We start from the raw sequence: 24,966 nt of genomic DNA, 5'->3' as shown, positions 1-24,966 counted from the left end.
GAGCCTCGATCTGCTCAGAACGAGCTGCTCAGCCCTGGCGCTGCTTGTGGCGCGGGTTGGAGCAGATGACGATGACCCGACCGTGACGGCGGGTAATCTGGCAGTTCTCGCAGATCTTCTTGACGCTGGGCTTAACCTTCATCGTTTTTCCTTCTTTCGGTCCCTGCCCGGCAGGACAGGACGCGAATGATCGAAGATCCTTACTTGTAGCGGTAAACGATTCGTCCGCGCGAGAGATCGTATGGAGACAGCTCCACGACGACCCGGTCCTCGGGAAGGATGCGGATATAGTGCTGTCGCATCTTTCCGGAGATATGTGCGAGCACCTTGTGCCCGTTGCTCAGCTCGACCCGAAACGATGCGTTCGGCAGAGCCTCGACAACGGTGCCCTCGATCTCAATGACCCCTTCTTTTTTGGCCATATCGTTCGCTAACCTCGTATTCCCGCGAAACCTTCGCGTTCGACGTAATCGTGTATCACCGACTCAGTGCCGGTGACCCCTCGGCCTGCCGTCCTCGTCACCACATGAAAAGATGTGGATGGCAGAAGCCGCCCACAACTGAAAAAGGGTGAGTTGAATGAGAACAGACCAATCATCAACCCTACACTACGGGGAAAGATTCTTCCACACGGTGTTCGCTTCCGGGCGTGAAGTCCCTTACAATTCCATCCTCGCCGAGGCGGCCGACCGCTCCCGTGACGGCTGAGGTCGAATGCACCCGACGTTCACCGACGCGACTGCTAGCGTGAGAACCGCCCCCGACGCAGTCCCCGAAGAGGAGTACACAGATGTCCGATTTCGATGCCATCACCGAGGAGTCCCTGGTCACGAAGGGCGGGCGCAAGTGGTCGTCCTTCCCCGGTTCCATCGGAGCCTTCATCGCCGAGATGGACTTCGGGGTCGCTCCTGCAGTGCGTCAGTCGCTGCAGACCATCGATGACCGCGACCTCTACGGCTACGCTCCCGCCGATCTCGTCGCCGATCTGAAGACAGCGACCTCGAGCTTCTGCTCCGAGCACTACGGCTGGCGCATCCCCGTCGGCCACATCGAACCGGCCAGTGATGTGCTGGCCGCGTTCCTCGGCGTGCTCACCCACCTCACCCCGCCCGACACCCCGATCGTGCTGCCGACACCGGCCTACATGCCCTTCTTCGACGTCGCGCGGGTGACCGGCCGCGAACTCATCGAAGTTCCGATGCTGCGGTCGGAATCCGGCTGGTCCCTCGATCTCGACGCCATCGCCTCTGCCCTGACGCCCGGTGCGACATTCGTTCTGTGCAATCCGCACAATCCGATCGGCAAGGTCTACACCGAGGCCGAGCTGTCGGCACTCGCGGACGTCGTCGAGGACGCAGGAGCCCGGGTGTTCTCCGACGAAATCCATGCTCCCGTCGTCTATGCCCCCGCACGGCACATCCCGTATGCCGCCCTCACCGAGGCGACCGCCGCGCACACCGCGACCGCGACGGCCGCGTCGAAGGCCTTCAACATCCCCGGCCTCAAATGCGCTCAGCTCATCCTCACCTCTTCTGCCGACCGTGATGTCTGGGCCGAGAAGGGGCAGTTCGTCTCCGGTGCCGCCTCGAACCCGGGAATCCTGGCGACGACCGCCGCATACACCCGCTCGAGCGACTGGCTGAGCGAGGTCAACGGCTACCTCAAGGCAAACCGCGATCATTTCACCGATCTCGTCGGCTCGCTGCTGCCGGGGGCCGCCTACATCGAACCCGAAGGCACGTATCTGGCGTGGTTGGATCTGCGCGGCTACGGCCTGGAGTCGGGTCTGTCCGCTATCATCCGTTCCCGCGCCGAGGTGGCCGTGACCGAGGGTCGCCTGTGCGGTGAGGTCGGGGCCGGGCATATCCGGTTCAACTTCGCCCTCCCCCGTCCTCTGCTCACCGAGGCGGTCGAGAGGATCGCCCGGATCCTCTGAGCCCCGTCCCGAGGCACGTTGTTCTTCGGCGGCTCAGTGCTCGGGCAGCCATTCGATGAGGTCGAAAGAGGAGCTGGCTCCCGCACACTCGCGGATCTGCTGATCGAAGCGCAGATAGTACTCGAGATTGCACTGCTGCATGAGAGCGCGGAACCGCACGGCCGGCTGAGTGCCGTCGACGAGGGCTTCGGGCAGCAGCGGGTGGGTCATCACGGCACGCGCGATGTCAAAGTACAGATCGAAGAAGCCTCTCAAGCTCAGCTCCGGGCATCCGGTTCCCGGCGCTGATCCGCCCGAGGTCAGTGCGTTCATGCGCTGCTCCAATTCAGGCAGCTGGGCGAGAGCGGCATCGAGTTCGAAGGCCCGAGTCGTCATCCTGCGAGCCGCGGCCGTGGAGTCGGGTGTCAGCTCTCCCGCCTCGGACCAGCTGGGACCCGACATCTCGGGCAGCCGCGCCGACAGCTGAGCGGACCGGTCTGCGAAGCCGATGAGGATTCCCGGCCTCAGCTGCCTGTATCCCAAGCTCTGGGCAATGTACTGCAGTCGGTCCCGCAGACCGCGCGAGGACTCCGGAACGGAATACACAACAGTGTGGAAGCGACCCTCGTAGTCCGGAAAGACATGGTCGCCTGCGATGTCGCCGAAGTCCGAGAGGACGTGTTCGCTCAGGCGGTAGACGGAGACCCGCCCGAAACGCTCACTGCTGATGATGCCTCGTTGGACCATTCGCACGAGCTGATTGTGCACGCTCGAGGAAGAATACCCGTGCTCACCCAGCACACTGACGATGACGGGCCCCGGCAGTCCACTCGCCTGCAGACACCCGAAAGCGGAGATCACATCGAAGGCGATACGTGTCATCCGATAGCGATCGCCCACATCTGTCCGACGTTTCGGGACATCGTGGACACTCGTCATGGCCAGATCCTACCGTGAAAACACAAGGATCGGTGCCGACAAGGACCGAGATCGCAGCGAAGCGACGAGGAGCCACAACATGGATGACGAGAAGCACTCAATCGATCAGCGCGCGTACCAGATGTCCCGCACATCGGGAATGCTGGCGGGGGCCATCACGGCCTTCATCGCCTTCTGCGCGTTCCAGATCTTCGGTTTCACCATCGCCGAGACCGCAACATGGATGTTCGCGCTCGGGCTGATGGCGGCGTCCGGAACTTTCGCCGCCGTCTACTTCGTCGGCAGGTCGACCCTGAGGAGGCAGATGGCGGCCACCTGAGTTCGGGCTCGGGCCCCCTCCCCCGCGGATCTCCCCTCAGATGCCGTTCGGAGGCACGGGAGTGATTCCGAACGGTGCCAATCCGGCCGCTCCACCGTCGGCGGCTGTGAGTACCCAGACTCCCCCATCGTGGCGAGCCACGCTGTGTTCCCAGTGGCTCGCCCGTGAGCCGTCTGCCGTGACGACTGTCCAGTCATCGGCAAGGGTGCGCGTATCCGCGCCGCCGGTGGTGAGCATCGGTTCGATCGCCAGGCACATTCCGGGCTTGATCTTCGGGCCGTTCGAACGCGCACGGTAGTTGAGCACCTCTGGAGCCATGTGCATGGAGGTGCCGATCCCGTGTCCGGTGAATTCCTCGACGAGACCCAGGTGGGGGAAGGACTCGGAGACGAAGTCATCGATGGCGTCTCCGATGTCGCTGACCTTCGTGCCCGTTGCGAACGCCGCGATGCCTGCCCACATGGCCGCCTCGGTGGCGGTTGAGAGCTCACGGTCGGCGGCCGTGCCCGCTTCGTCGCCGCCGACGATCATCGTCAGCGCGGAGTCCCCGTGGAAGCCGTCGACGATCGCACCGCCGTCGATCGAGACGATGTCGCCGGCGTGGAGGACACGAGGCCCCGGGATGCCGTGGACGATCTCCTCGTTCACGGAGATGCACACGACCGCAGGAAATCCCTGATAGCCCTTGAAGTTCGACCGTGCCCCGGCGGAGTCGATGACCGCCTCGGCGGCGGCGTCCACCTCGGCCGTGGTGGCCCCGGGAACGGCCGCGGACCGGGCTGCTGACAGCACTTGCCGTGTCAGCTGCCCGGCCCGATGCATGAGCTCAAGCTCCGCGGGAGTCTTCAGCTCGATACGCGGTCCGAAGATCATCGAATGGACGACAGGATGCGTTCGGTGATGTCGTCGACGTCGCCGAGGCCGTCGACCTGGCGCAGCAGTCCGCGGCTGCGGTAGATATCGGTCAGCGGCTGCGTCTGCTCTTCGTACACGTCGAGACGGTGGCGGATGACGTCTTCGCTGTCATCGCTGCGGCCCTCGGTCTGAGCCCGCGCGAGCAGGCGGGCGACGACCTCGTCGGTGTCGGCCGTGAGTTCGACGACGTGCTCGATGGCTGTGTCCTCGGCTGCGAGGATCCGATCGAGCTCATCGACCTGGGCACTGGTGCGGGGGTATCCGTCGAGGAGGAACCCGACAGCTGCATCGTCCTGTGCCAGACGGTCGGCGACCATCGAGTTCGTGACCTCGTCGGGCACGTATTCGCCGGCATCCATGTAGCGTTTCGCCAGCTTGCCCAGCTCGGTCTCACCCTTCACATTCGCCCGGAAGATGTCTCCGGTCGAGATGGCTGGGATGCCGAGCGCCTCGGACAGGCGGGCGGCCTGGGTGCCCTTGCCGGCGCCGGGAGGGCCGATCAGGATGATGCGTGAACTCATAAGATGTCCTTCCAATGGGATGTCCGCTGAACGTCAGCGTCCGGTCGTATCAGCGCAGCAGACCCTCGTAGTGGCGCTGCTGCATCTGTGCGTCGATCTGCTTGACCGTTTCGAGGCCGACGCCCACGACGATCAGCAGGGAGGTGCCGCCGAACGGGAAGTTCTGATTGGCATTGATGAGCACCAGCGCGATCAGCGGGATGAGGGCGACGAAGGCAAGGTAGAGCGAGCCGGGGAAGTTGATGCGGCTGAGCACGTAGCTCAGATATTCGGCGGTCGGGCGACCGGCGCGGATACCCGGGATGAACCCGCCGTACTTCTTCATATTGTCCGCAACCTCTTCCGGGTTGAAGGTGATGGCGACGTAGAAGTAAGCGAAGAAGATCGTCAGCAGGGCGTACACGGTGATGTAGATCGGGTGGTCACCGCGGGTGAAGTAGGTGTTGATCCATTCGACCCACGTGGATTCGGGATCGAAGAACTGCGAGACCAGGCTCGGCAGATAGAGCACCGAGGACGCGAAGATGACGGGGATGACACCGGCCATGTTCACCTTGATCGGAATATAGGTCGAGGTTCCGCCGAACATCCGACGGCCCACCATCCGCTTGGCGTACTGGACGGGAATTCTGCGCTGCGACTGCTCGACGAAGACGACGAGGGCGACGAGCACGAGACCCACGACCATGACGATGAGGAAGATGTCGACGCCCTGTTCGCGGAAGATCGCACCGAGCGAGGATGGGAAGGCGGAGGCGACGGAGGTGAAGATCAGCAGCGACATTCCGTTGCCCACACCGTGTTCGGTGATCTGCTCGCCGAGCCACATGATCAGGCCGGTGCCTGCGGTCAGAGTCAGCACGAGGACTGCGATGCCCCACCAGGTGTCGTTGGCGATGAGGTCCTGGCAGCCTTCGACATTGCCGAACAGCGCACCGGAACGGACGGTCGCCACAAGAGTCGTCGAGTTGAGGATGGCGAGGCCGATGGTCAGGTAGCGAGTGTACTGAGTCAGCTTCGCCTGACCCGAGGCTCCTTCCTTGTGAAGAGCCTCGAAGCGCGGAATGACCACGCGCAGCAGCTGGACGATGATGCTCGCGGTGATGTAGGGCATGATGCCCAGGGCGAAGATCGACAACTGCAGCAGCGCGCCGCCGCTGAAGAGGTTGATCATGGCGAATCCGCCCTCATTGAGCTGAGGCGAAGCCACGCATTCCTGCACCTTGGTGTAGTCGATGCCAGGCGAGGGAATGAACGAGCCGAGTCGGAAGATGACAAGAATGCCCAGGGTGAAGAGGAGTTTCTTCCTCAAGTCGGGCGTTCTGAAGGCCCTCCGGATTGCGCCGATCAAGCGTCCTCCTCGTTGGGGGATGAAAAGTCAGAGTCGTGGTCGCGACCTGGCGATTGAGACAAATACCTGCAAAAGACTACCAGGGTATGCCCTCCAGGCCGAAACCGGCGAGCCCGTTGCGGCCTGAGTTTCAGGCGGTGTCCGAGAGGTCTCGGGGGCTCGGTTCGAGGTGGCATCGTCATGGACTCTCACCGGTGTGCTCGCGTCGGAGCGATGCTCGCCGCCTTGACAGTTGCGGGCATGCAGAAGGGGGCGGCCACCGAAGTGGCCGCCCCCTTGCCGGCGTAGAGACCGGGATACCGTCCGAGACGAACGGATCAGGCCTCGTTGGCGCTTCCGCCTGCAGCCTTGATCTTCTCGGCTGCGGAGCCGGAGAACTTGTCTGCAGTGATGTTCAGGGCCACGGTGATCTCACCGGTGCCGAGAACCTTGACGGGCTGCTTTGCGCGCACAGCGCCCTTCTCCACGAGGTCGGCGACGGTGACGTCTCCGCCCTCGGGGAACAGGCTGGACAGCTTGTCGAGGTTGACAACCTGGAACTCCACCTTGGCGGGGTTCTTGAATCCACGCAGTTTGGGCAGACGCATGTGCATCGGAGTCTGGCCGCCCTCGAAGCCGTGCGGAACCTGGTAGCGGGCCTTCGTGCCCTTGGTTCCGCGTCCGGCGGTCTTGCCCTTCGAAGCCTCACCACGACCGACGCGGGTCTTGGCGGTCTTGGCTCCCGGGGCAGGGCGCAGATCGTGCAGCTTCAGCGAGTCGTTGTTCGACATATCAATCGACCTCTTCCACAGTCACGATGTGGCGGACAGCGTTGATCATTCCCCGGATCTCGGGGCGATCTTCCTGCACCACAACGTCGTTGGTCCGCTTGAGACCGAGCGAACGCAGCGTGTCGCGCTGGCTCTGACGGTATCCGATTGCGGACTTGCGCTGAGTAATCTTGAGCTTTGCCATCAGGACTTCGCCCCACTTTCAGCGGCTGCTCGCAGCAGTGCGTGCGGAGCAACCTCGTCGACGGGCAGGCCGCGGCGAGCCGCAACCTCTTCCGGACGCTCGAGGCCCTTCAGCGCGGCGATCGCGGCGTGCACGATGTTGATCGCGTTCGCCGAGCCCAGCGACTTGGACAGGACGTCCTGGACGCCTGCCGCATCGAGGACCGCACGGACGGGTCCACCGGCGATGACTCCGGTACCCGGAGCGGCCGGACGCAGCAGGACGACGCCTGCAGCCTCCTCGCCCTGGATCGGGTGCGGAATGGTCTTCTGGATGCGGGGAACGCGGAAGAAGTTCTTCTTCGCTTCCTCGACACCCTTGGCGATGGCGGCAGGAACTTCCTTCGCCTTGCCGTAGCCCATGCCGACCATGCCGTCGCCGTCGCCGACCACGACGAGAGCCGTGAAGGAGAACCGACGTCCGCCCTTGACGACCTTCGACACGCGGTTGATCGTGATGACGTGTTCGATGAACTGGTTCTTGTCTTCACGGTCGTTGCGACCGCCGCGTCCGCGACCTTCGCCGCGTCCGCGACCCTGACCGCCCTGTCCGCCCTGGCCGCGGCCACGGGAAGAACGGTCACCGCTGTTGTCGGTGCGGGTCTCAGCAGCTGCCTGCTGTTCCTTGTTCTCTTCAGTGCTCATAGGGCCAATCCTCCTTCACGGGCACCTTCGGCGATTGCCTGCACACGGCCGTGGTAGGCATTGCCTCCACGGTCGAAGACGACGGATTCGATTCCGGCGTCCTTGGCACGCTGAGCAACCAGCTCGCCCACCTTGCGGGCCTTGCCGGTCTTGTCGCCTTCGAATGTCCGCAGGTCGGCTTCCATGGTGGAGGCCGAAACCAGGGTCTTGCCGACGGTGTCGTCGATGACCTGGACGAAGACGTGGCGCGTGGAGCGAGTCACTGAGAGGCGAGGGCGCTCGGTCGTGCCGCTGACATGCTTGCGCAGTCGAGCGTGACGACGCTTGCGAGCAGCTGCCCTGCCTTTGCCGTAGCTTTCCTTCTTGCCAAAGGCCATCTTTACTTACCAGCCTTTCCGACCTTGCGACGGACGATTTCGCCGGCGTAGCGCACGCCCTTGCCCTTGTAAGGCTCGGGCTTACGCAGCTTCCGGATGTTCGCAGCCGTCTCACCGACGAGCTGCTTGTCGATTCCGTGGACAGCGACCTTGGTCTGGCCGTCGACGCTGAAGGAGATTCCCTCCGGCGGTTCGACGACGATCGGGTGGCTGTAGCCGAGGGCGAACTCGAGGTTCGATCCCTTGGCCAGGACACGGTAACCGGTTCCGACGATCTCGAGGGCCTTGGAGTAGCCATCGGTCACACCGACGATCATGTTGTTGATGAGCGTACGGGACAGTCCGTGCAGCGAACGCGATTCGCGCTCCTCGTCCGGACGGGCCACTGTGATGACACCGTCTTCGAGCGAGACCGTGATCGGCTCGGCGATGGTGACGGACAGCTCGCCCTTAGGTCCCTTGACGGCGACATCCTGGCCGTCGACCTTGACCTCGACGCCGCTGGGAACGGAGATCGGGTTCTTGCCAATACGTGACATGTTCTTCTCTCCTTCCTTTACCAGACGTAGGCGAGGACTTCCCCACCCACACCCTTCTTGGCGGCCTGACGGTCCGTCAGGAGACCTGACGAGGTCGACAGGATGGCGATGCCGAGGCCGCCGAGAACCTTGGGCAGGTTCGTGGACTTCGCGTAGACGCGCAGTCCCGGCTTCGACACACGGCGCAGGCCGGCGATCGAACGTTCCCGGTTGGGTCCGAACTTCAGGTCCAGGAGCAGCGTCTTGCCGACTTCGGCGTCTTCGACGCTCCAGCCGGTGATGTAGCCCTCGGTCTTGAGGATCTCGGCGATGTTCGACTTGAGCTTCGAGAACGGCATGCTGACGTCCTCGTGATAAGCCGAGTTGGCGTTGCGCAGACGCGTAAGCATGTCTGCGACTGGATCAGTCATTGTCATTTGGGCACGTGCCCTTCCTCGTTACGGTTTCCGCCCACATGCTGTGCTTGGACCTGCAACGTAGCGATTATTTTTGCTTGAACGGGAACCCGAGGTGACGCAGCAGTGCACGTCCCTCATCGTCGGTTGCCGCGGTGGTGACGACGGTGATGTCCATACCGCGGACACGGTCGATCCGGTCCTGGTCGATCTCGTGGAACATGGACTGTTCCGTGAGGCCGAAGGTGTAGTTGCCGTGTCCGTCGAACTGACGATCCGAGAGTCCACGGAAGTCGCGGATACGCGGCAGTGCCAGAGTGATGACGCGGTCGATGAACTCCAACATCCGAGCTCCACGCATGGTCACGTGGGCGCCGATGGGCTGACCTTCGCGCAGCTTGAACTGTGCGATGGACTTGCGGGCACGGGTCACGACGGGCTTCTGACCGGTGATCAGAGTCAGGTCGTTGATCGCGCCTTCGATCATCTTGGAATCGCGTGCTGCGTCACCCACACCCATGTTCACGACGACCTTGGTCAGTCCGGGAACCTGCATGGGGTTGGCGTAGTTGAACTCTTCCTGCAGCTTCGCAACGATCTCTTCGCGGTAAATCTGCTTGAGACGCGGTGCGGGACGGCTGGTGGTTGTTTCCGTCATCAGATCTCCTCCCCGGTGCGACGCGAGAAGCGAACCCGAACGGTCTTGGTGCGACCGTCGCGCTCGGCGCTCTCCTCGCGGTATCCGACGCGGGTGGGCTTGTTGTCCTTGGGGTCAACGAGCGCCACGTTGGACACGTGGATGGGGGCTTCGTGGGTCTCACGGCCACCAGCGGTGCCGCCGGCCTGAGTCTGCGTAGCCTTCTTGTGCTTGATCACGCGGTTGACGCCCTCAACGAGGACGCGGTTGCGTTCGGGGTAGACGGCAAGGACCTTGCCCTGCTTGCCACGATCGCCACCACGGGACTGCCGAGCGCCGGCGATGACCTGGACGAGGTCGCCCTTCTTGATATTGAGCTTGTTCGCCATGCTCACAACACCTCCGGTGCCAGGGAGACGATCTTCATGAACTTCTTGTCGCGGAGTTCGCGTCCCACGGGTCCGAAGATACGGGTGCCGCGCGGTTCCTCATCGTTCTTGAGGATGACGGCTGCATTCTCATCGAACTTGATGTACGAACCGTCGGGACGACGACGTTCCTTGGCAGTGCGAACGATGACGGCCTTGACGACGTCACCCTTCTTCACGTTTCCGCCCGGGATCGCATCCTTGACGGTTGCCACGATGGTGTCACCGATCGAGGCGTAGCGCCGACCGGAGCCACCCAGGATCCTGATTGCCAGGATCTGCTTGGCGCCAGTGTTGTCGGCGACTTTGAGTCGCGACTCTTGCTGAATCACTATTTTCTCCTGTCGTCGCGCTGGTTCTCACGCCTTAAGCGTGAGCCTTGCGGAACGGATTCATTGACATTTCACCCCGTTCCCGGTAGCCGCCCGCGGCCTGCAGGAGGCCGCGGGCGGGACCGGGTGGGTGGGGTGGCGTTGACTACTTGGCGCGTTCGACGATTTCGACGAGCCGCCAACGCTTCGCGGCCGAAAGGGGCCGCGTCTCGGCCACGAGGACGAGGTCGCCGATGCCGGCGGTGTTCTCTTCGTCGTGAACCTTGTACTTGACCGACTTGCGCATGACCTTGCCGTAGAGGCGGTGCTTCATGCGCTCCTCAACCTCGACGACGATGGTCTTGTCCATCTTGTCGGATACGACGTAACCACGTGCGGTCTTGCGGGAGTTGCGTTCCGCAGCAGTGGCCTCGGTATTCGTGGTCTCCGCCATCACTTGCTCTCTTCCTTGGCATCAGCGGGGTTCGGACGGATGTCCAGCTCCCGTTCGTTGAGCACGGTGTAGATACGAGCGATGTCGCGACGCACGGCCTTGAGGCGACCGTGGCTCTCCAGCTGACCGGTGGCCGACTGGAAACGCAGGTTGAACAGCTCGGCCTTGGCCTTCTTGAGCTCTTCCTGCAGACGCTCGTTGTCGTAACCGTCAAGCGCGTCGATGGAAAGGTTCTTCGAACCGATAGCCATTCTCACTCACCACCTTCGCGGGCCACGATACGGGCCTTCAGCGGAAGTTTGTGGATCGCCAGGCGCAGGGCCTCGCGAGCAACTTCCTCGGACACACCGCCGAGTTCGAACATGACTCGACCGGGTTTGACATTGGCGATCCACCACTCCGGCGAACCCTTACCGGAACCCATGCGGGTCTCGGCAGGCTTCTTCGTCAGCGGGTGATCAGGGTAGATGTTGATCCACACCTTGCCGCCGCGCTTGATGTAGCGGGTCATGGCAATACGTGCGGCCTCGATCTGACGGTTGGTGACATAAGCCGGCTCGAGAGCCTGGATGCCGTAGTCACCGAAGGACACCGTCGTGCCTCCCTTGGCGGCGCCGCCCCGGTTGGGGTGGTGCTGCTTGCGGAATTTCACTCGACGAGGGATCAGCATTTCTCAGCCCTCCGATCCGGCCTCAGCCGCGGGGGCTTCGGCACTGTTCTCAGTATTACGGGCCTGGTCGCCTCGGCGCGGTGCGCCTTCCTGACCACGTCCGCGGCCTCCACGACCGCGCCCACGGCCACGCGGGCCACGAGCAGCAGGAGCCTTGGCCTGCTCGGCGGCAAGCTCCTTGTCGGTCATGTCGCCCTTGTAGATCCACACCTTGACGCCGATGCGTCCGAAAGTGGTGTGGGCTTCGTGAACGCCGAAGTCGATGTTCGCGCGCAGGGTGTGCAGCGGCACACGACCTTCACGGTAGAACTCGGACCGGCTCATCTCAGCACCGCCGAGGCGGCCGGAGCACTGCACGCGGATGCCCTTGGCACCTGCGCGCTGCGCGCTCTGGATCGCCTTGCGCATCGCACGGCGGAAGGCCACGCGGCTGGCGAGCTGTTCGGCAACACCCTGAGCGACGAGCTGTGCGTCGACCTCGGGGTTCTTCACCTCAAGGATATTGAGCTGAATCTGCTTGCCGGTGAGCTTTTCGAGCTGACCGCGGATGCGGTCCGCTTCGGCTCCGCGACGGCCGATGACGATGCCCGGACGTGCGGTGTGGATGTCGACGCGAACACGGTCACGCGTGCGCTCGATGTTGACCTTCGAGATGCCGGCCCGCTCGAGACCGGTGTTCAGAATCTGGCGGATCTTGACATCTTCGAGCACGTAGTCGCGGTAGCGCTGCCCCGGCTTGGTCGAGTCAGCGAACCACTTCGACTTGTGATCCGTGGTGATTCCGAGTCGGAATCCATTCGGATTGATCTTCTGGCCCATTAGCGGTTCCCCTTCCGGCTCTTGCGCTGAGGCAGGTCGTCACCGCTGGCCAGGACCACTGTCACGTGGCTGGTGCGCTTCTCGATGCGAAAAGCGCGGCCCTGGGCACGCGGACGGAACCGCTTCATGGTCGGCCCCTCGTCCACGAAGGCTTCGGAGATGACCAGTTCGTTCTCGTCGAACGCAACGCCTTCCTCGTCGGCCCGGACACGCGCATTGGCGATGCCGGAGGCCACGAGCTTGTAAATCGGATCTGATGCCGACTGTTCTGCAAACTTCAACACTGCAAGTGCTTCGGTCGCCTGCTGACCACGAATGAGGTCGATGACGCGCCGAGCCTTGCGAGGCGTAACGCGCAGGTAACGCGCCTTAGCCTTGGCTTCCATCGCTTCCTTCTCTCTTCTCTAGGATCGAAAGAGTGCCCCGCCTCAGCGGCGGCGCCCCTTGCGATCGTCCTTTTCGTGGCCACGGAACGTCCGTGTCGGTGCGAACTCGCCGAGCTTGTGTCCGACCATCGACTCAGTGATGAAGACGGGGACATGCTTGCGTCCGTCATGTACTGCGATGGTGTGTCCCAGGAAGTCCGGGATGATCATCGAGCGACGAGACCAGGTTTTGATGACATTTTTGGTGTTCTTCTCGTTCTGACGAGCCACCTTCTGGAAGAGGTGTTCGTCGACGAAAGGACCCTTTTTGAGGCTACGAGGCATAAGTCAGTACTCCAATCAGCGCTTCTTGCCGGTCCGGCGACGGCGCACGATGTACTTGTCGCTCTCTTTGTTCGGCCGGCGTGTGCGGCCCTCCAACTGACCCCACGGGCTGACTGGGTGACGACCACCCGAAGTACGGCCCTCGCCACCACCATGCGGGTGGTCGATCGGGTTCATCACGACACCGCGGACGGTCGGGCGCTTGCCCTTCCAACGCATGCGGCCTGCTTTGCCCCAGCTGATGTTCGACTGCTCGGCATTGCCGACCTCGCCGATCGTCGCACGGCAGCGCGCATCGACGTTGCGGATTTCGCCCGAGGGCATCCGCAGCTGTGCGAAACGGCCGTACTTCGCCACGAGCTGCACGGACGAACCGGCAGAACGAGCGATCTTGGCACCGCCGCCGGGACGCATTTCGACTGCGTGCACGACAGTGCCGACCGGGATGTTGCGCAGGGCAAGGTTGTTGCCCGGCTTGATGTCTGCACCCGGACCGGCTTCCACCTGTGCGCCCTGCTTGAGGTTCTGCGGGGCGATGATGTAGCGCTTCTCTCCGTCTGCGTAGTGCAGCAGAGCGATGCGAGCCGTACGGTTCGGGTCATATTCGATGTGTGCGACCTTCGCCGGAACGCCATCTTTGTCATGGCGGCGGAAGTCGATGACACGGTACTGACGTTTGTGACCGCCGCCCTGGTGGCGAGTGGTCACGCGTCCCTGACTGTTGCGGCCGCCGCGCTTGGGCAGCGGGCGCAGAAGCGACTTCTCCGGTGTAGACCGGGTCACTTCGACGAAGTCGGCGACCGACGAGCCACGGCGGCCCGGGGTCGTCGGCTTGTGCTTACGGATTCCCATGAGTCTTGTCCTTCTTTGACGAAGGATCGCTTAGAGCGATCCACCGAAGATGTCGATCGATCCGTCCTTGAGGGCGACGATGGCACGCTTGGTGTCCTTGCGCTTTCCCCAACCGGTGCGGGTGCGGCGGCGCTTGCCCTGACGGTTCAGGGTGTTCACCTTGGCAACCTGCACATCGAAGATCGTTTCAATGGCTTGCTTGATCTCGGTCTTGTTCGAGTCCTGGTCGACGAGGAAGGTGTACTTGCCTTCGTCCATCAGGCTGTAGGTCTTCTCCGAGACGACCGGAGCGACGATGATGTCGCGCGGGTCCTTGAAGTTCAGACTCATGATGCGTCCTCCGATTTGCGGTTTCCGCTCAGGAACGCGGCAAGAGCTGCCTCGGTGAACACGATGTCATCGGCGAGCAGCACATCATAGGTGTTGAGCTGATCGGAGGTGAGCACGTGAACGAGGGGCAGGTTGCGCACGCTCAGGTAGGTGAGCTCGTCGTCACGCTCGAGCACCACGAGAGTGTTCTTGCGCTCGGACAGGCCGGCCAGTGCGGCCTTCGCCTGCTTGGTCGACGGGGCGTCGCCGGTGACCAGGTTCTTCATCACGAAGACCTGATCGAGCCGTGCGCGGTCGGACAGGGCTCCGCGCAGAGCGGCGGCCTTCATCTTCTTCGGGGTCCGCTGCGAGTAGTCGCGCGGGACCGGTCCGTGCACGATTCCGCCGCCGTTGTACTGGGGAGCGCGGATCGAACCCTGACGGGCGTTGCCGGTTCCCTTCTGGCGGTAGGGCTTGCGACCGCCACCGCGAACTTCGGAGCGGGTCTTCGTCTTGTGCGTGCCCTGACGGGCCGCAGCCAGCTGTGCAACGACGACCTGGTGGATCAGGGGCACGTTGGTCGGCACGCCGAAGACCTCGGCGGGCAGATCAACCGAACCGGCCTTGGCACCAGCGGCATCGATGACGTCGACTGTCTTGACATCAGTCATTACGTTCAGGCCTCCTTCACGGCCGAGCGAACGAGGACGACTCCACCCTTGGGGCCGGGAACGGCGCCCTTGATGAGCAGGAAGTTGTTCTCGTTGTCCACGGCGTGGATCGTGAGGTTCTGGGTGGTGTGCTTGACAGCGCCCATACGGCCGGCCATGCGCATACCCTTGAACACGCGACCAGGTGTTGCGGCTCCGCCGATCGAACCTGGCTTGCGGTGGTTGCGGTGCTGACCGTGGGAGGCACCGACACCGGCGAAGCCGTGACGCTTCATGACACCGGCGGTTCCCTTGCCCTTGGTCTTCGCGGTCACATCGACCTTGATTCCGGCTTCGAACGTGTCGACGCCGAGTTCCTGGCCGAGCTCGTAGTCAGCAGCATCTGCAGTGCGCAGTTCGACCAGGTGACGGCGTGGGGTCACACCGGCCTTTTCGAAGTGGCCTGCAGTCGGCTTGTTGACCTTGCGAGGATCGATTTCGCCGAATGCGATCTGCACAGCGGGGTAACCATCGGTTTCCTCGTTGCGGACCTGAGTTACGACGTTGTTTCCGGTGGCCACAACGGTCACCGGTACGAGGTTGTTCTGCTCATCCCAGACCTGGGTCATGCCCAGCTTGGTTCCCAGCAGGCCCTTGACCTTGCTGGTGGTCGGGAGAGCGGATGAACGAGTGTTCGCCATTGCTGCCTCCCTTAGAGCTTGATCTCGATGTTGACGTCGTCAGCGAGGTCGAGGCGCATCAGCGAATCGACTGCCTTCGGCGTCGGGTCGACGATGTCGATCAGACGCTTGTGCGTGCGCATCTCGAAATGCTCACGGCTGTCCTTGTACTTGTGCGGCGAACGGATGACGCAGTACACGTTCTTCTCCGTTGGCAACGGCACGGGGCCCACTACAGTCGCGCCAGCGCGAGTGACGGTGTCCACGATCTTGCGTGCGGCACTGTCAATCACAGCGTGGTCGTACGACTTGAGCCGAATGCGGATCTTCTGTCCCGCCATGGCGTCGTCTCTTTCTTTAGTTGCTTCCGGCCATCAACTCGCAGAGGCTCGAAGGCTCACTGCCGTCTGTGCCGGCTGACCATGACCGACCCCCGAGGTCGGGCGTGTCGGCTATTCCTACCGGAGAAGATCTCACTTCACCGCAGGCGCCGACGGCGCTTCTACTCATTGGCTGCTCGGTCCGAACCCGCATGGTGCAGATTCATCGATCCGATAGTGTTTCGGGCTGTTCGCGGTATCACTACCGCAGTGCAGGGGTCAACGCCCGAAACGCAACTTCACTATCTTGTCATAGAGCACTTCACCCGCGCAATTCCGGGGACCGTGCCTGTGAGGGAACTCTCAAGGATTCAGTGAGGCACTTCTGTTCTCGCCTCGCGCTCCGCGCCCCTCGGCTGCTCATCCACCTGCACCGTCCGATCGAGCACTGACGACACCGGCTGGAAATGACGACCATTGCCCGGGCATACAGAAGGGGCCGCAGTCCCGAAGGACTGCGACCCCAACCTGTGGTGCTCAGTCAGTCAGATCAGGCGGTGATCTTGGTGACTCGACCGGCGCCGACGGTGCGGCCACCTTCGCGGATTGCGAAGCGGAGGCCGTCCTCCATAGCGATCGGCTGGATGAGCTCGACCGACATATCGGTGTTGTCGCCGGGCATGACCATCTCGGTGCCCTCGGGCAGCGTGATGACACCGGTGACGTCCGTGGTCCGGAAGTAGAACTGCGGACGGTAGTTCGAGTAGAACGGGTTGTGACGTCCGCCCTCGTCCTTGCTCAGGATGTAGACCTGAGCCTCGAACTTGGTGTGCGGGGTGATCGAACCCGGCTTCACGATGACCTGACCGCGCTCAACATCCTCGCGCTTGGTGCCGCGGAGGAGCAGACCGACGTTCTCACCTGCACGGGCATCCGGCAGGGTCTTGCGGAACATCTCGATAGCGGTGACAGTCGTCTTGGACGACTTCTCCTTGATGCCGACGATTTCGATTTCGTCGTTCGGCAGGAGCACGCCGCGCTCGACACGACCGGTGACGACGGTTCCACGACCGGTGATCGTGAAGACGTCCTCGACGGGCATGAGGAACGGCTTGTCGACATCGCGCTCCGGCTCCGGAACGTTGTCATCGACGGCAGCCATGAGATCCTGAACGCTCTTGACCCACTTCTCGTCGCCTTCCAGCGCCTTGAGAGCGGACACCGGAATGACCGGAGCGTTGTCTCCGTCGAAGTCCTGGCTCGAGAGCAGGTCGCGGACCTCGAATTCGACGAGCTCGAGGAGCTCCTCGTCATCGACCATGTCGGACTTGTTCAGAGCCACGACGATGTAGGGAACGCCGACCTGACGCGCGAGCAGCACGTGCTCACGGGTCTGGGGCATCGGTCCGTCGGTAGCGGCGACGACGAGGATCGCACCGTCCATCTGAGCGGCACCGGTGATCATGTTCTTCACGTAGTCGGCGTGACCCGGGGCATCGACGTGAGCGTAGTGACGCTTCTCCGTCTGGTACTCAACGTGCGAGACGTTGATGGTGATGCCGCGCTCCTTCTCCTCAGGTGCGTTGTCGACCTGGTCGAAGGCGCGAGCCTCATTGAGATCCGGGTACTGATCCGCCAGGACCTTGGTGATCGCAGCGGTCAGGGTGGTCTTTCCGTGGTCAACGTGGCCGATGGTGCCGATGTTGACGTGCGGCTTAGTCCGTTCGAAACTAGCCTTTGCCACTGGGTTCCTCCTCGTGGTTGGAATAAGATATGCGGTTCATATCTTAGACCTTTTGTTGGTTATCTTTCATTCCGGCGACCATGTTCTTGATCACCGGGGCGACCGGAATTCGGAGATTACTCTCCGCCGCGCACCTTCTGGATGATCTCCTCGGCAACAGCCTTCGGGACCTCCGCATAGCTGGAGAAAGTCATCGAATACACCGCACGGCCCTGGGTCTTCGACCGCAGATCACCGATGTAGCCGAACATCTCCGACAGCGGGACCACAGCCTTGACGACCTTCACACCGGAAGCATCGTCCATCGACTGAATCTGTCCACGCCGGGAATTCAGGTCGCCGATGACGTCACCCATGTATTCCTCAGGGGTACGCACCTCGACGTCCATGACCGGCTCGAGAAGAACCGGGTTCGCCCGCTGGACGGCCTCCTTGAAGACCATCGAACCGGCGATCTTGAATGCCATCTCCGAAGAGTCGACATCGTGGTAGGCGCCGTCGACCAGAGTGGCCTTGACACCCACCATGGGGTAACCGGCCAGGGCACCGAGCTGCATGGCGTCCTGGATGCCGGCGTCGACGCTCGGAATGTACTCGCGCGGAACGCGTCCGCCCGTGATGGCATTCTCGAACTCGTAAATCGTATCGCCTTCGACCTCGAGAGGTTCGAAGGTGACCTGGACCTTCGCGAACTGTCCCGATCCACCCGTCTGCTTCTTGTGGGTGTAATCGTACTTCTCGACAGTGCGACGGATGGTCTCACGGTAGGCGACCTGCGGCTTGCCGACGTTCGCCTCGACCTTGAACTCGCGACGCATGCGGTCGACGAGGATGTCGAGGTGCAGCTCGCCCATTCCGCGGATGACGGTCTGGCCGGTCTCGTCGTCAAGCTCGACCTGGTAGGTCGGGTCTTCCTTGACGAACTTCTGGATGGCCGACGACAGCTTCTCCTGGTCGCTCTTGGTCTTCGGCTCGATGGCCACGGAGATCACAGGCTCCGGGAAGGTCATCGACTCGAGAGCGATCGGGTTGGCCGGGTCGCTGAGCGTGTCGCCCGTCGTGGTCTCCTTGAGACCGATGAAGGCGTAGATGTGGCCGGCGAACGCCTCTTCGACAGGGTTCTCCTTGTTGGAGTGCATCTGAAAGAGCTTGCCGACGCGTTCCTTCTTGCCCGACGTGGTGTTGAGCACCTGTTCGCCGGACTTCACATGACCGGAGTACACGCGCACGTAGGTCAGCGATCCGAAGAACGGGTGGGAGGCGACCTTGAAGGCCAGAGCCGAGAACGGCTCGTCCGTCGAAGGCTTGCGGGTCAGTTCCAATTCGTCGTTGCTCGGGTTGTGTCCGATCATCGGAGGCACGTCGAGCGGTGAGGGGAGGTAGTCGATGACCGCGTCGAGCATGGGCTGCACGCCCTTGTTCTTGTAGGCGGAACCGCACATGACCGGGAAGGCCTCGGACTTGATGACGAGTTCGCGGATGCCGGCCTTGATCTCAGCCGTCGTGAGCTCTTCGCCCTCGAGGTACTTCTCCATGAGCTCTTCCGAGTTCTCGGCGACGTCCTCGACGAGCTGCGCACGATACTGAACAGCCTTGTCCTTGAGATCCTCGGGGATCTCGACCTCCGTCATGTCCTGACCCATCTTGGTCTCGTCGGGCCAGATGTAGGCCTTCATCTCGAGCAGATCGACGACACCGGCGAATTCGCTTTCGGCACCGATCGGCAGCTGGATGACCAGCGGCTTCGCGCCGAGGCGCTCCTTGATGGTGTCGACGGTGAAGTAGAAGTCAGCACCGAGCTTGTCCATCTTGTTGACGAAGCACACGCGCGGAACGTCGTACTTGTCGGCCTGACGCCACACGGTCTCCGACTGGGGCTCGACGCCCTCTTTGCCGTCGAACACGGCGACGGCACCATCGAGGACGCGCAGCGAACGCTCGACCTCGACCGTGAAGTCGACGTGACCGGGGGTGTCGATGATGTTGATCTGGTTGTTCTCCCAGTAGCAGGTCGTCGCGGCCGACGTGATCGTGATGCCGCGCTCCTTCTCCTGGTCCATCCAGTCCATGGTGCCGGCGCCGTCGTGGGTCTCGCCCATCTTGTAGTTCACGCCGGTGTAGAAGAGGATGCGTTCGGTCGTCGTTGTCTTACCGGCATCAATGTGGGCCATGATGCCGATATTACGGACCTTGTTCAGGTCGCTGAGCACGTCAAGTGCCACGGTGTCTCTCTCTCGATCGATGATTTGCTCGACTCCCCTGTGCAGCCGGCCGGCGGCACTCGCGGACGAGGTCCGCCGACCGGCGCGCAGGGCAGACGATTACCAGCGGTAGTGGGCGAAGGCCTTGTTGGACTCGGCCATCTTGTGAGTGTCCTCGCGGCGCTTGACTGCTGCGCCGAGGCCGTTGCCGGCGTCGAGGATCTCATTCATGAGCCGTTCGGTCATGGTCTTCTCACGGCGCTGGCGGGAGTATCCCACGAGCCACCGCAGAGCCAGAGTGGTCGAACGAGCCGGACGAACATCAATCGGCACCTGGTAGGTCGCACCGCCGACGCGGCGGGAGCGGACCTCGAGAGACGGACGGATGTTGTCGAGAGCCTTCTTCAGGTTGACAACGGGGTCGTTGCCGTTCTTCTCGCGGGTGCCTTCGAGGGCGCTGTAGACGATCCGCTCTGCGGTCGAGCGCTTGCCGTCGAGCAGGATCTTGTTGATCAGCTGCGTGACGAGCGGTGAGCTGAAGACCGGGTCAACGACGATCGGTCGCTTGGGTGCAGGACCTTTGCGTGGCATTACTTCTTCTCCCTCTTCGCACCGTACTTGCTGCGGGCCTGCTGGCGACCCTTGACGCCCTGGGTGTCGAGCGAACCGCGGACGATCCGGTAGCGGACACCGGGCAGATCCTTGACGCGGCCACCGCGCACGAGCACGATCGAGTGCTCCTGCAGGTTGTGTCCCTCGCCCGGGATGTAGGCGGTCACCTCGATCTGGCTCGAAAGCTTGACACGAGCGACCTTGCGAAGAGCCGAGTTCGGCTTCTTGGGGGTGGTGGTGTACACACGGGTGCACACTCCACGACGCTGCGGGCTGCCCTTGAGGGCAGGAGCGTCCGATCCTGCTGTATTGACATGCCGTCCCTTGCGGACGAGCTGTTGGATTGTCGGCACTAAGCGTTCTCCATTTGCTTCTCGATAGACCTAATTCCCAATGCCGGCCACGACCGCAGTCGCCTCTGTGAACCGTGGGACATATCCGACCGGACACCGGGTGAAGCTTGGCTCCCGATGCCAGTAACCACGCGAGTCATCGACCCCTGCGCCCGGGTGTGTCGCAAGGACACGGAAGCACAGAGACGACATCTCGGCGGCCTGCATCGACGACTTCTCTCAGGGATTCCGAGCCTCACAGAACACTCGGCAGGATCGATCGACGACGCAGATAACACAATCAGTCGCCTACCAGAATATCTCTCTCGAGCACGTCTGGTCAAAATGGCGATCATCCATCTTACCTCTCCGCACCGGCGAAATCACGCAGCACTCCCCTCGCCCGATCAACCACACGGCTCACCAGCGTATTCACAGACCGGCGGCGCACTTCTCAGCACTCGGCGAACCACGGTCGCCGCCTGGGGCGGATTCACAGCGATTCCGGTCGGCCGCCTCGGCGAGGACCCATCCCCACTTTCCTTGACTCGTTCAAGAGAAGCAGGCATTCTGGTGCTGTGAAAGGGACGAAGCATGAACACGACGACGCCGCTGCGGCTCTGCGGCAGACGTCGCTGCGCGTGACGAAACAGCGGGTCGCAGTCCTCGGTGCCGTGCGGGATCACCCGCATGCCGACACCGAGACCGTGATCCGCTCGGTGCGGGAATCGCTGCCAGCGGTCTCCCACCAGGCTGTCTATGATTCGCTTCACACTCTGACCGAGGTGGGGCTCGTCCGCTGCATCAGGCCTGCGGGCTCGGTGGCGCGGTACGAGCGTCGCATCGGGGACAACCACCATCATCTGGTGTGCCGATCGTGCAATCTCATCGTCGATGTTGACTGCACGATCGGGCAGGCTCCGTGCCTGACCCCGTCCCATGATGCCGGCTTCGTCATCGAGCAGGCCGAAGTGACGTTCTGGGGTCTGTGCCCCGACTGCGCGGCCGCCGGTGCTCAGCCGACCGGCGACGATCAGTTCTCGGTCGTGTGACTCCGGCTTCCGTTCACCACCACCCGTCTTCTCCCGAGGACACGACTATGCCCTTTCTGCGAGGGTTGCCCATCCCGTCATCCGAGTCGTCGAATGCGACTCGACTGTGAAAGGAACACGATGACCCAGACGACCACCGGCGGCTGCCCGGTCGCACACACTTCCACGGAACCGGCGGCGCCGGATTCCGACCAGTTGGTCAATCCCGTCCAGGGTGATGCCAACGCTCAGTGGTGGCCCAATCGGCTCAACCTCAAGATCCTCGCCAAGGGTCAGCCGGCACGCGACCCCATGGACCCCGACTTCGATTACGACGCGGAGTTCAACAGTCTCGACTACTACCAGCTCAAGGCCGACATCGAAGCACTGCAGAAGGACAACCAGGACTGGTGGTCCGCTGACTTCGGGCACTATGGTCCGTTCATGATCCGCATGGCCTGGCACTCGGCCGGCACCTACCGCGTGCAGGACGGCCGCGGCGGCGGCGGCGAAGGCCAGCAGCGGTTCGCACCGCTGAACTCCTGGCCCGACAACGTCTCACTCGACAAAGCTCGTCGCCTGCTGTGGCCGGTGAAGAAGAAGTACGGCAAGAAGATCTCCTGGGCCGACCTCTTCATCCTCGCCGGCAACGTCGCGCTCGAATCGATGGGCTTCAAGACCTTCGGCTTCGCCGGCGGCCGCAAGGACGTCTGGGAACCCGACAACGATGTGTACTGGGGCTCCGAGACCGAGTGGCTGGGCACCGACAAGCGCTATGTGGGCAACCGTGAGCTGCAGAAGCCCCTGGCCGCGACCACCATGGGACTCATCTACGTCAACCCCGAGGGCCCCGAAGGCGAACCCGATCCGGTCAAGGCCGCGATCGACATCCGCGAGACCTTCGGACGGATGGCCATGAATGACGAGGAGACCGTCGCTCTCATCGCCGGTGGACACACCTTCGGCAAGACGCACGGTGCCGGCCCCGAATCTCACAAGGGCGCCGACCCGGAGGCCGCCCCGCTCGAAGAGCAGGGTCTGGGCTGGAAATCCGACTTCGGTTCGGGCCAGGGCAATGACTCCATCGGCTCGGGCATCGAGGTCACGTGGACCTACCACCCGACCCGCTGGGACAACGAGTTCTTCCACATCCTCTTCGCCTACGAGTGGGAGGTCTTCGAGAACGAAGGCGGACACCTGCAGTGGCGGCCCAAGGACGGCGGCGGAGACGATATGGTCCCGATGGCCCAGGGCGACGGACGCCGCGAGCCCCGCATGCTCACCACCGACCTGTCGCTGCGCTTCGATCCCATCTACGAGAAGATCTCCCGCCGCTTCAAGGATGATCAGAAGGCGTTCGAGGACGCCTTCGCCCGCGCCTGGTTCAAACTCACCCACCGCGATATGGGTCCCGCGACCCGTTACCTCGGTCCCGAAGCTCCGGCCGAGGAGCTCATCTGGCAGGACCCGGTCCCGGCCGGAACTCCGCTCGATGACGCCGGCCTCGAAGCCGTCAAGGCCGCTGTCCGTGAGTCCGGTCTGACCGTCTCGCAGCTCGTATCGACGACCTGGGCCGCCGCGTCGTCCCACCGCGTCTCGGATATGCGCGGCGGAGTCAACGGCGGTCGTCTGCGCCTCGAACCGCAGCGCAGCTGGGAGGCCAACGAGCCTGCCAAGCTCGCCGAGGTGCTCCCGGTACTCGAGGGCATCGCCGAGTCCACCGAAGCATCGTTTGCCGATGTGCTGGCGATCGCCGGTGCCGTCGGAGTCGAGTCCGCTGCCGCTGCGGCCGGTCACCCGGTTACGGTTCCGGTCTCCACGGGTCGCGGCGACGCCACCCAGGAGCAGACCGATGTCGACTCCTTCGGCTACCTCGAGCCGACCCACGACGGCTTCCGGAACTACCTCACCGAGGGCCTTCCGCTCAAGGCCGAGTACCTCCTGCTCGACAAGGCCAGCCTGCTGGGTCTGACCCCGCCCGAGCTCACGGTCCTCATCGGCGGACTCCGCGTCCTCGGTGTGAACTACGAGGACTCCGCTCTCGGTGTCTTCACCGACCGGCCCGGAGAACTGACGAACGACTTCTTCGTCAATCTGCTCGAGCTCGGCAACGTCTGGAAGCCCGTCGGACCGTCCGAGACCGCCAATGTCTACGAGTGCTTCTCCCCCTCGGGCGAGAAACTCTGGACCGGCAGCCGGATCGACCTCCTGTTCGGAGCGAACTCCGAGCTGCGCGCGATCGCCGAGGTCTACGGCTCGGATGACGCGAATGAGAAGTTCGTCGCCGACTTCGTCAGGGCCTGGACGAAGCTCGTCGAAGCCGATCGCTTCGACCTCAAGCGCTGATCCGGCGACGGTCGCCGAGGTGACCGACGCGTCAGCATGACGATGCCCCCACCGATCGGTGGGGGCATCGTCTGTGCCGCACTGATATCAGCAGCGTTCACTCGTCCCGGTTGAGCACGGCGAATCCGGTGAAGATCCGGTCGAAGTGCGCGACGGCTGCGTTCTCGATCGTCGTCTCGTCGGTGCCTGCCGAGGTGGTGTCAGCGCTCGCGTCCGATCCGTCGGAGTCGGAGGCGCTGCCGTCCGAGCTGGATCCATCGGAGCCGGACCCGTCGGAGGAGTCCCCGGAGTCGGTGCTGCCGTTCTGGTTTCCCGGCATTCCGTTGGACTGTCCGCCGGGCATGCCGCCGCCGTTGGACTGCCCGCCGGGCATGCCTCCGCCGTCGGACTGTCCGCCGCCGTCCTGAGCACCGCCCTGTTGGCCGCCCATTCCGCCGGGTCCGTTCTGGCCTCCCGGGCCCTGGCTCGTCCCCGAATCATTCGACGCTGTTGCCGCCGATACCCCGATCGCTCCCCCGGCGAGACCGCCGACGACGAACAGGGCCGAACCGGCGAGCACCGCCGGGACGAGCGGGACTCTCCGCTTCTGCTTCCGCGGTCCTGCGGTGCTGCCGAACTGTGTACTCTGCGCAGACTGTTCGTAGGGGTTCACCCACGGCCGCTGACCCTCCGGGACCCCGGCCTGCGGATCGGGTGCCGAGCGCGTGGTCTGCTCGGCCCATCCGTTCGCACGGCCTTGGTCGGCCGGTGGCGATTGCATTGCCCAGTTGGGTCCGGCATGAGGTCCTGCCGTGCCCTGCGCTTCGATCCTGCGAGTGGTGTCCGCGCCGTTCGAGTCCGGCGCTGCATTCTCCGCGTGGTCCCGGTTCTCCTCGTGGTTGCGGTTCTGGTCGGGGTTCTGGTTCTCGGTCATGGAATCTCCTCTGGTTGTCGGTGATACCACTCTCGGCCC

35 protein-coding genes are annotated in these 24,966 nt (G+C 63.2%); 4 read left to right on the top strand and 31 right to left on the bottom strand.

What is annotated here, in order from left to right; translation table 11 throughout:
• Positions 1-28: 28 nt before the first annotated feature.
• Positions 29-142, bottom strand: coding sequence for a 50S ribosomal protein L36 (gene rpmJ / locus BLIN9172_RS13240; protein WP_009884960.1), 114 nt, complete (start codon positions 140-142; stop codon positions 29-31).
• Positions 143-200: 58 nt separating this feature from the next.
• Entirely contained in the window at positions 201-422 is a 222-nt protein-coding gene (gene infA, locus BLIN9172_RS13235; protein ID WP_025777906.1) for a translation initiation factor IF-1, read from the bottom strand.
• Positions 423-790: 368 nt separating this feature from the next.
• Here infA and BLIN9172_RS13230 point away from each other — a divergent pair, with 368 nt between their 5' ends.
• Positions 791-1,936 carry a MalY/PatB family protein gene (locus BLIN9172_RS13230; protein ID WP_101555476.1) on the top strand — a complete coding sequence of 382 codons (1,146 nt, stop codon included), beginning with the start codon at positions 791-793 and terminating at the stop codon, positions 1,934-1,936.
• Between the two features lie 33 nt (positions 1,937-1,969).
• On the opposite strand, the gene BLIN9172_RS13225 is transcribed toward BLIN9172_RS13230, so the two are convergent.
• Complete coding sequence (locus BLIN9172_RS13225) at positions 1,970-2,854, bottom strand: PaaX family transcriptional regulator (protein ID WP_101555475.1); 885 nt, start codon at positions 2,852-2,854, stop codon at positions 1,970-1,972.
• Positions 2,855-2,933: 79 nt separating this feature from the next.
• Between BLIN9172_RS13225 and BLIN9172_RS13220 the strand changes: the two genes are divergently transcribed.
• Positions 2,934-3,173, top strand: a complete 240-nt coding sequence (locus BLIN9172_RS13220) for a hypothetical protein (protein WP_101555474.1) — start codon at positions 2,934-2,936, stop codon at positions 3,171-3,173.
• Between the two features lie 36 nt (positions 3,174-3,209).
• On the opposite strand, the gene map is transcribed toward BLIN9172_RS13220, so the two are convergent.
• From map to rpsL, 27 genes are all read right to left on the bottom strand, one after another.
• Entirely contained in the window at positions 3,210-4,046 is an 837-nt protein-coding gene (gene map, locus BLIN9172_RS13215; protein ID WP_101555473.1) for a type I methionyl aminopeptidase, read from the bottom strand.
• Positions 4,043-4,609, bottom strand: coding sequence for an adenylate kinase (locus tag BLIN9172_RS13210; protein WP_101555472.1), 567 nt, complete (start codon positions 4,607-4,609; stop codon positions 4,043-4,045). The genes map and BLIN9172_RS13210 overlap by 4 nt, the downstream gene beginning before the upstream one ends.
• Positions 4,610-4,658: 49 nt before the next feature.
• Complete coding sequence (gene secY, locus BLIN9172_RS13205; RefSeq protein WP_101555471.1) at positions 4,659-5,960, bottom strand: preprotein translocase subunit SecY; 1,302 nt, start codon at positions 5,958-5,960, stop codon at positions 4,659-4,661.
• 317 nt (positions 5,961-6,277) lie between these two features.
• A complete protein-coding gene (gene rplO / locus BLIN9172_RS13200; RefSeq protein ID WP_025777913.1) occupies positions 6,278-6,730 on the bottom strand; it encodes a 50S ribosomal protein L15 in 453 nt (150 codons plus the stop codon).
• 1 nt (position 6,731) lies between these two features.
• Positions 6,732-6,914 (bottom strand): 50S ribosomal protein L30, encoded by a 183-nt coding sequence (gene rpmD / locus BLIN9172_RS13195; RefSeq protein ID WP_025777914.1) that lies wholly within the window; start codon positions 6,912-6,914, stop codon positions 6,732-6,734.
• Positions 6,914-7,597, bottom strand: a complete 684-nt coding sequence (gene rpsE, locus BLIN9172_RS13190; RefSeq protein ID WP_025777915.1) for a 30S ribosomal protein S5 — start codon at positions 7,595-7,597, stop codon at positions 6,914-6,916. Before rpsE ends, rpmD begins: the two co-directional genes overlap by 1 nt.
• On the bottom strand, positions 7,594-7,974 hold the full coding sequence (gene rplR, locus BLIN9172_RS13185) for a 50S ribosomal protein L18 (RefSeq protein WP_025777916.1): 381 nt from the start codon (positions 7,972-7,974) through the stop codon (positions 7,594-7,596). The genes rpsE and rplR overlap by 4 nt, the downstream gene beginning before the upstream one ends.
• A 2-nt stretch (positions 7,975-7,976) precedes the next feature.
• Positions 7,977-8,513, bottom strand: a complete 537-nt coding sequence (rplF, locus tag BLIN9172_RS13180; protein WP_025777917.1) for a 50S ribosomal protein L6 — start codon at positions 8,511-8,513, stop codon at positions 7,977-7,979.
• Between the two features lie 17 nt (positions 8,514-8,530).
• Positions 8,531-8,929 carry a 30S ribosomal protein S8 gene (gene rpsH / locus BLIN9172_RS13175; RefSeq protein ID WP_025777918.1) on the bottom strand — a complete coding sequence of 133 codons (399 nt, stop codon included), beginning with the start codon at positions 8,927-8,929 and terminating at the stop codon, positions 8,531-8,533.
• 67 nt (positions 8,930-8,996) lie between these two features.
• The gene (gene rplE, locus BLIN9172_RS13170; RefSeq protein ID WP_101555470.1) at positions 8,997-9,566 is read right to left on the bottom strand and encodes a 50S ribosomal protein L5; all 570 of its coding nucleotides are present in this window, start codon (positions 9,564-9,566) and stop codon (positions 8,997-8,999) included.
• Positions 9,566-9,934, bottom strand: coding sequence for a 50S ribosomal protein L24 (gene rplX, locus BLIN9172_RS13165; protein WP_101555469.1), 369 nt, complete (start codon positions 9,932-9,934; stop codon positions 9,566-9,568). The genes rplE and rplX overlap by 1 nt, the downstream gene beginning before the upstream one ends.
• Before the next feature lie 2 nt (positions 9,935-9,936).
• Positions 9,937-10,305, bottom strand: coding sequence for a 50S ribosomal protein L14 (rplN, locus tag BLIN9172_RS13160; protein ID WP_025777921.1), 369 nt, complete (start codon positions 10,303-10,305; stop codon positions 9,937-9,939).
• A 145-nt stretch (positions 10,306-10,450) separates the two neighbouring features.
• On the bottom strand, positions 10,451-10,738 hold the full coding sequence (gene rpsQ, locus BLIN9172_RS13155) for a 30S ribosomal protein S17 (protein WP_025777922.1): 288 nt from the start codon (positions 10,736-10,738) through the stop codon (positions 10,451-10,453).
• Positions 10,738-10,989: a 50S ribosomal protein L29 gene (gene rpmC / locus BLIN9172_RS13150; protein WP_025777923.1), complete on the bottom strand. Its 252-nt coding sequence runs from the start codon at positions 10,987-10,989 to the stop codon at positions 10,738-10,740. The genes rpsQ and rpmC overlap by 1 nt, the downstream gene beginning before the upstream one ends.
• Before the next feature lie 2 nt (positions 10,990-10,991).
• On the bottom strand, positions 10,992-11,408 hold the full coding sequence (gene rplP / locus BLIN9172_RS13145) for a 50S ribosomal protein L16 (protein ID WP_025777924.1): 417 nt from the start codon (positions 11,406-11,408) through the stop codon (positions 10,992-10,994).
• A gap of 3 nt (positions 11,409-11,411) precedes the next feature.
• Entirely contained in the window at positions 11,412-12,227 is an 816-nt protein-coding gene (gene rpsC, locus BLIN9172_RS13140) for a 30S ribosomal protein S3 (protein WP_025777925.1), read from the bottom strand.
• Positions 12,227-12,613: a 50S ribosomal protein L22 gene (gene rplV, locus BLIN9172_RS13135; RefSeq protein ID WP_025777926.1), complete on the bottom strand. Its 387-nt coding sequence runs from the start codon at positions 12,611-12,613 to the stop codon at positions 12,227-12,229. Before rplV ends, rpsC begins: the two co-directional genes overlap by 1 nt.
• Positions 12,614-12,655: 42 nt before the next feature.
• Positions 12,656-12,937 carry a 30S ribosomal protein S19 gene (gene rpsS, locus BLIN9172_RS13130; protein WP_025777927.1) on the bottom strand — a complete coding sequence of 94 codons (282 nt, stop codon included), beginning with the start codon at positions 12,935-12,937 and terminating at the stop codon, positions 12,656-12,658.
• 15 nt (positions 12,938-12,952) lie between these two features.
• Complete coding sequence (rplB, locus tag BLIN9172_RS13125; protein ID WP_025777928.1) at positions 12,953-13,789, bottom strand: 50S ribosomal protein L2; 837 nt, start codon at positions 13,787-13,789, stop codon at positions 12,953-12,955.
• Between the two features lie 30 nt (positions 13,790-13,819).
• On the bottom strand, positions 13,820-14,119 hold the full coding sequence (gene rplW, locus BLIN9172_RS13120) for a 50S ribosomal protein L23 (RefSeq protein WP_025777929.1): 300 nt from the start codon (positions 14,117-14,119) through the stop codon (positions 13,820-13,822).
• Positions 14,116-14,769, bottom strand: coding sequence for a 50S ribosomal protein L4 (gene rplD / locus BLIN9172_RS13115; RefSeq protein WP_101555468.1), 654 nt, complete (start codon positions 14,767-14,769; stop codon positions 14,116-14,118). The genes rplW and rplD overlap by 4 nt, the downstream gene beginning before the upstream one ends.
• Before the next feature lie 5 nt (positions 14,770-14,774).
• A complete protein-coding gene (gene rplC / locus BLIN9172_RS13110) occupies positions 14,775-15,449 on the bottom strand; it encodes a 50S ribosomal protein L3 (RefSeq protein ID WP_025777931.1) in 675 nt (224 codons plus the stop codon).
• A gap of 11 nt (positions 15,450-15,460) precedes the next feature.
• Positions 15,461-15,769, bottom strand: coding sequence for a 30S ribosomal protein S10 (gene rpsJ / locus BLIN9172_RS13105; RefSeq protein ID WP_009379191.1), 309 nt, complete (start codon positions 15,767-15,769; stop codon positions 15,461-15,463).
• Between the two features lie 529 nt (positions 15,770-16,298).
• Positions 16,299-17,492 carry an elongation factor Tu gene (gene tuf, locus BLIN9172_RS13100; protein WP_101555467.1) on the bottom strand — a complete coding sequence of 398 codons (1,194 nt, stop codon included), beginning with the start codon at positions 17,490-17,492 and terminating at the stop codon, positions 16,299-16,301.
• A gap of 116 nt (positions 17,493-17,608) precedes the next feature.
• On the bottom strand, positions 17,609-19,714 hold the full coding sequence (gene fusA, locus BLIN9172_RS13095) for an elongation factor G (RefSeq protein ID WP_101555466.1): 2,106 nt from the start codon (positions 19,712-19,714) through the stop codon (positions 17,609-17,611).
• A gap of 99 nt (positions 19,715-19,813) precedes the next feature.
• Positions 19,814-20,284 carry a 30S ribosomal protein S7 gene (gene rpsG / locus BLIN9172_RS13090; RefSeq protein ID WP_025777934.1) on the bottom strand — a complete coding sequence of 157 codons (471 nt, stop codon included), beginning with the start codon at positions 20,282-20,284 and terminating at the stop codon, positions 19,814-19,816.
• The gene (gene rpsL / locus BLIN9172_RS13085) at positions 20,284-20,658 is read right to left on the bottom strand and encodes a 30S ribosomal protein S12 (protein WP_025777935.1); all 375 of its coding nucleotides are present in this window, start codon (positions 20,656-20,658) and stop codon (positions 20,284-20,286) included. Before rpsL ends, rpsG begins: the two co-directional genes overlap by 1 nt.
• Positions 20,659-21,215: 557 nt before the next feature.
• Between rpsL and BLIN9172_RS13080 the strand changes: the two genes are divergently transcribed.
• Together BLIN9172_RS13080 and katG are read left to right on the top strand one after the other, a co-directional pair.
• A complete protein-coding gene (locus tag BLIN9172_RS13080) occupies positions 21,216-21,689 on the top strand; it encodes a Fur family transcriptional regulator (RefSeq protein WP_101555465.1) in 474 nt (157 codons plus the stop codon).
• A gap of 120 nt (positions 21,690-21,809) precedes the next feature.
• Positions 21,810-24,014 (top strand): catalase/peroxidase HPI, encoded by a 2,205-nt coding sequence (gene katG / locus BLIN9172_RS13075; protein ID WP_101555464.1) that lies wholly within the window; start codon positions 21,810-21,812, stop codon positions 24,012-24,014.
• 97 nt (positions 24,015-24,111) lie between these two features.
• On the opposite strand, the gene BLIN9172_RS13070 is transcribed toward katG, so the two are convergent.
• Positions 24,112-24,927, bottom strand: a complete 816-nt coding sequence (locus BLIN9172_RS13070) for a hypothetical protein (protein WP_101555463.1) — start codon at positions 24,925-24,927, stop codon at positions 24,112-24,114.
• Positions 24,928-24,966 lie beyond the last annotated feature (39 nt).

Origin of the sequence: Brevibacterium linens ATCC 9172 (assembly GCF_900169165.1) — a bacterium.
Classification (GTDB): domain Bacteria; phylum Actinomycetota; class Actinomycetes; order Actinomycetales; family Brevibacteriaceae; genus Brevibacterium; species Brevibacterium linens.
The sequence above is the reverse complement of the archived record's forward strand: the minus strand, read 5'-3'. Positions and strand labels throughout refer to the sequence as shown.

Coding starts and splice junctions, on each gene's coding strand:
- rplO (WP_025777913.1), bottom strand. CDS start 6,730: ATGTCGAACAACGACTCGCTGAAGCTGCACGATCTGCGCCCTGCCCCG.
- rplC (WP_025777931.1), bottom strand. CDS start 15,449: ATGGCGAACACTCGTTCATCCGCTCTCCCGACCACCAGCAAGGTCAAG.
- rpmD (WP_025777914.1), bottom strand. CDS start 6,914: ATGGCAAAGCTCAAGATTACTCAGCGCAAGTCCGCAATCGGATACCGT.
- rpsH (WP_025777918.1), bottom strand. CDS start 8,929: ATGACAATGACTGATCCAGTCGCAGACATGCTTACGCGTCTGCGCAAC.
- rpsE (WP_025777915.1), bottom strand. CDS start 7,597: ATGAGCACTGAAGAGAACAAGGAACAGCAGGCAGCTGCTGAGACCCGC.
- rplR (WP_025777916.1), bottom strand. CDS start 7,974: ATGGCCTTTGGCAAGAAGGAAAGCTACGGCAAAGGCAGGGCAGCTGCT.
- katG (WP_101555464.1), top strand. CDS start 21,810: ATGACCCAGACGACCACCGGCGGCTGCCCGGTCGCACACACTTCCACG.
- rpmJ (WP_009884960.1), bottom strand. CDS start 142: ATGAAGGTTAAGCCCAGCGTCAAGAAGATCTGCGAGAACTGCCAGATT.
- rpsG (WP_025777934.1), bottom strand. CDS start 20,284: ATGCCACGCAAAGGTCCTGCACCCAAGCGACCGATCGTCGTTGACCCG.
- rplW (WP_025777929.1), bottom strand. CDS start 14,119: ATGAGTCTGAACTTCAAGGACCCGCGCGACATCATCGTCGCTCCGGTC.
- rpsS (WP_025777927.1), bottom strand. CDS start 12,937: ATGCCTCGTAGCCTCAAAAAGGGTCCTTTCGTCGACGAACACCTCTTC.
- rplF (WP_025777917.1), bottom strand. CDS start 8,513: ATGTCACGTATTGGCAAGAACCCGATCTCCGTTCCCAGCGGCGTCGAG.
- rplP (WP_025777924.1), bottom strand. CDS start 11,408: ATGCTGATCCCTCGTCGAGTGAAATTCCGCAAGCAGCACCACCCCAAC.
- rplE (WP_101555470.1), bottom strand. CDS start 9,566: ATGACGGAAACAACCACCAGCCGTCCCGCACCGCGTCTCAAGCAGATT.
- rplB (WP_025777928.1), bottom strand. CDS start 13,789: ATGGGAATCCGTAAGCACAAGCCGACGACCCCGGGCCGCCGTGGCTCG.
- infA (WP_025777906.1), bottom strand. CDS start 422: ATGGCCAAAAAAGAAGGGGTCATTGAGATCGAGGGCACCGTTGTCGAG.
- map (WP_101555473.1), bottom strand. CDS start 4,046: ATGATCTTCGGACCGCGTATCGAGCTGAAGACTCCCGCGGAGCTTGAG.
- rpsQ (WP_025777922.1), bottom strand. CDS start 10,738: ATGGCGGAGACCACGAATACCGAGGCCACTGCTGCGGAACGCAACTCC.
- BLIN9172_RS13220 (WP_101555474.1), top strand. CDS start 2,934: ATGGATGACGAGAAGCACTCAATCGATCAGCGCGCGTACCAGATGTCC.
- rpmC (WP_025777923.1), bottom strand. CDS start 10,989: ATGGCTATCGGTTCGAAGAACCTTTCCATCGACGCGCTTGACGGTTAC.
- BLIN9172_RS13225 (WP_101555475.1), bottom strand. CDS start 2,854: ATGACGAGTGTCCACGATGTCCCGAAACGTCGGACAGATGTGGGCGAT.
- BLIN9172_RS13210 (WP_101555472.1), bottom strand. CDS start 4,609: ATGAGTTCACGCATCATCCTGATCGGCCCTCCCGGCGCCGGCAAGGGC.
- rplV (WP_025777926.1), bottom strand. CDS start 12,613: ATGGAAGCCAAGGCTAAGGCGCGTTACCTGCGCGTTACGCCTCGCAAG.
- rplX (WP_101555469.1), bottom strand. CDS start 9,934: ATGGCGAACAAGCTCAATATCAAGAAGGGCGACCTCGTCCAGGTCATC.
- BLIN9172_RS13070 (WP_101555463.1), bottom strand. CDS start 24,927: ATGACCGAGAACCAGAACCCCGACCAGAACCGCAACCACGAGGAGAAC.
- rpsC (WP_025777925.1), bottom strand. CDS start 12,227: ATGGGCCAGAAGATCAATCCGAATGGATTCCGACTCGGAATCACCACG.
- BLIN9172_RS13230 (WP_101555476.1), top strand. CDS start 791: ATGTCCGATTTCGATGCCATCACCGAGGAGTCCCTGGTCACGAAGGGC.
- rplD (WP_101555468.1), bottom strand. CDS start 14,769: ATGACTGATGTCAAGACAGTCGACGTCATCGATGCCGCTGGTGCCAAG.
- rpsJ (WP_009379191.1), bottom strand. CDS start 15,769: ATGGCGGGACAGAAGATCCGCATTCGGCTCAAGTCGTACGACCACGCT.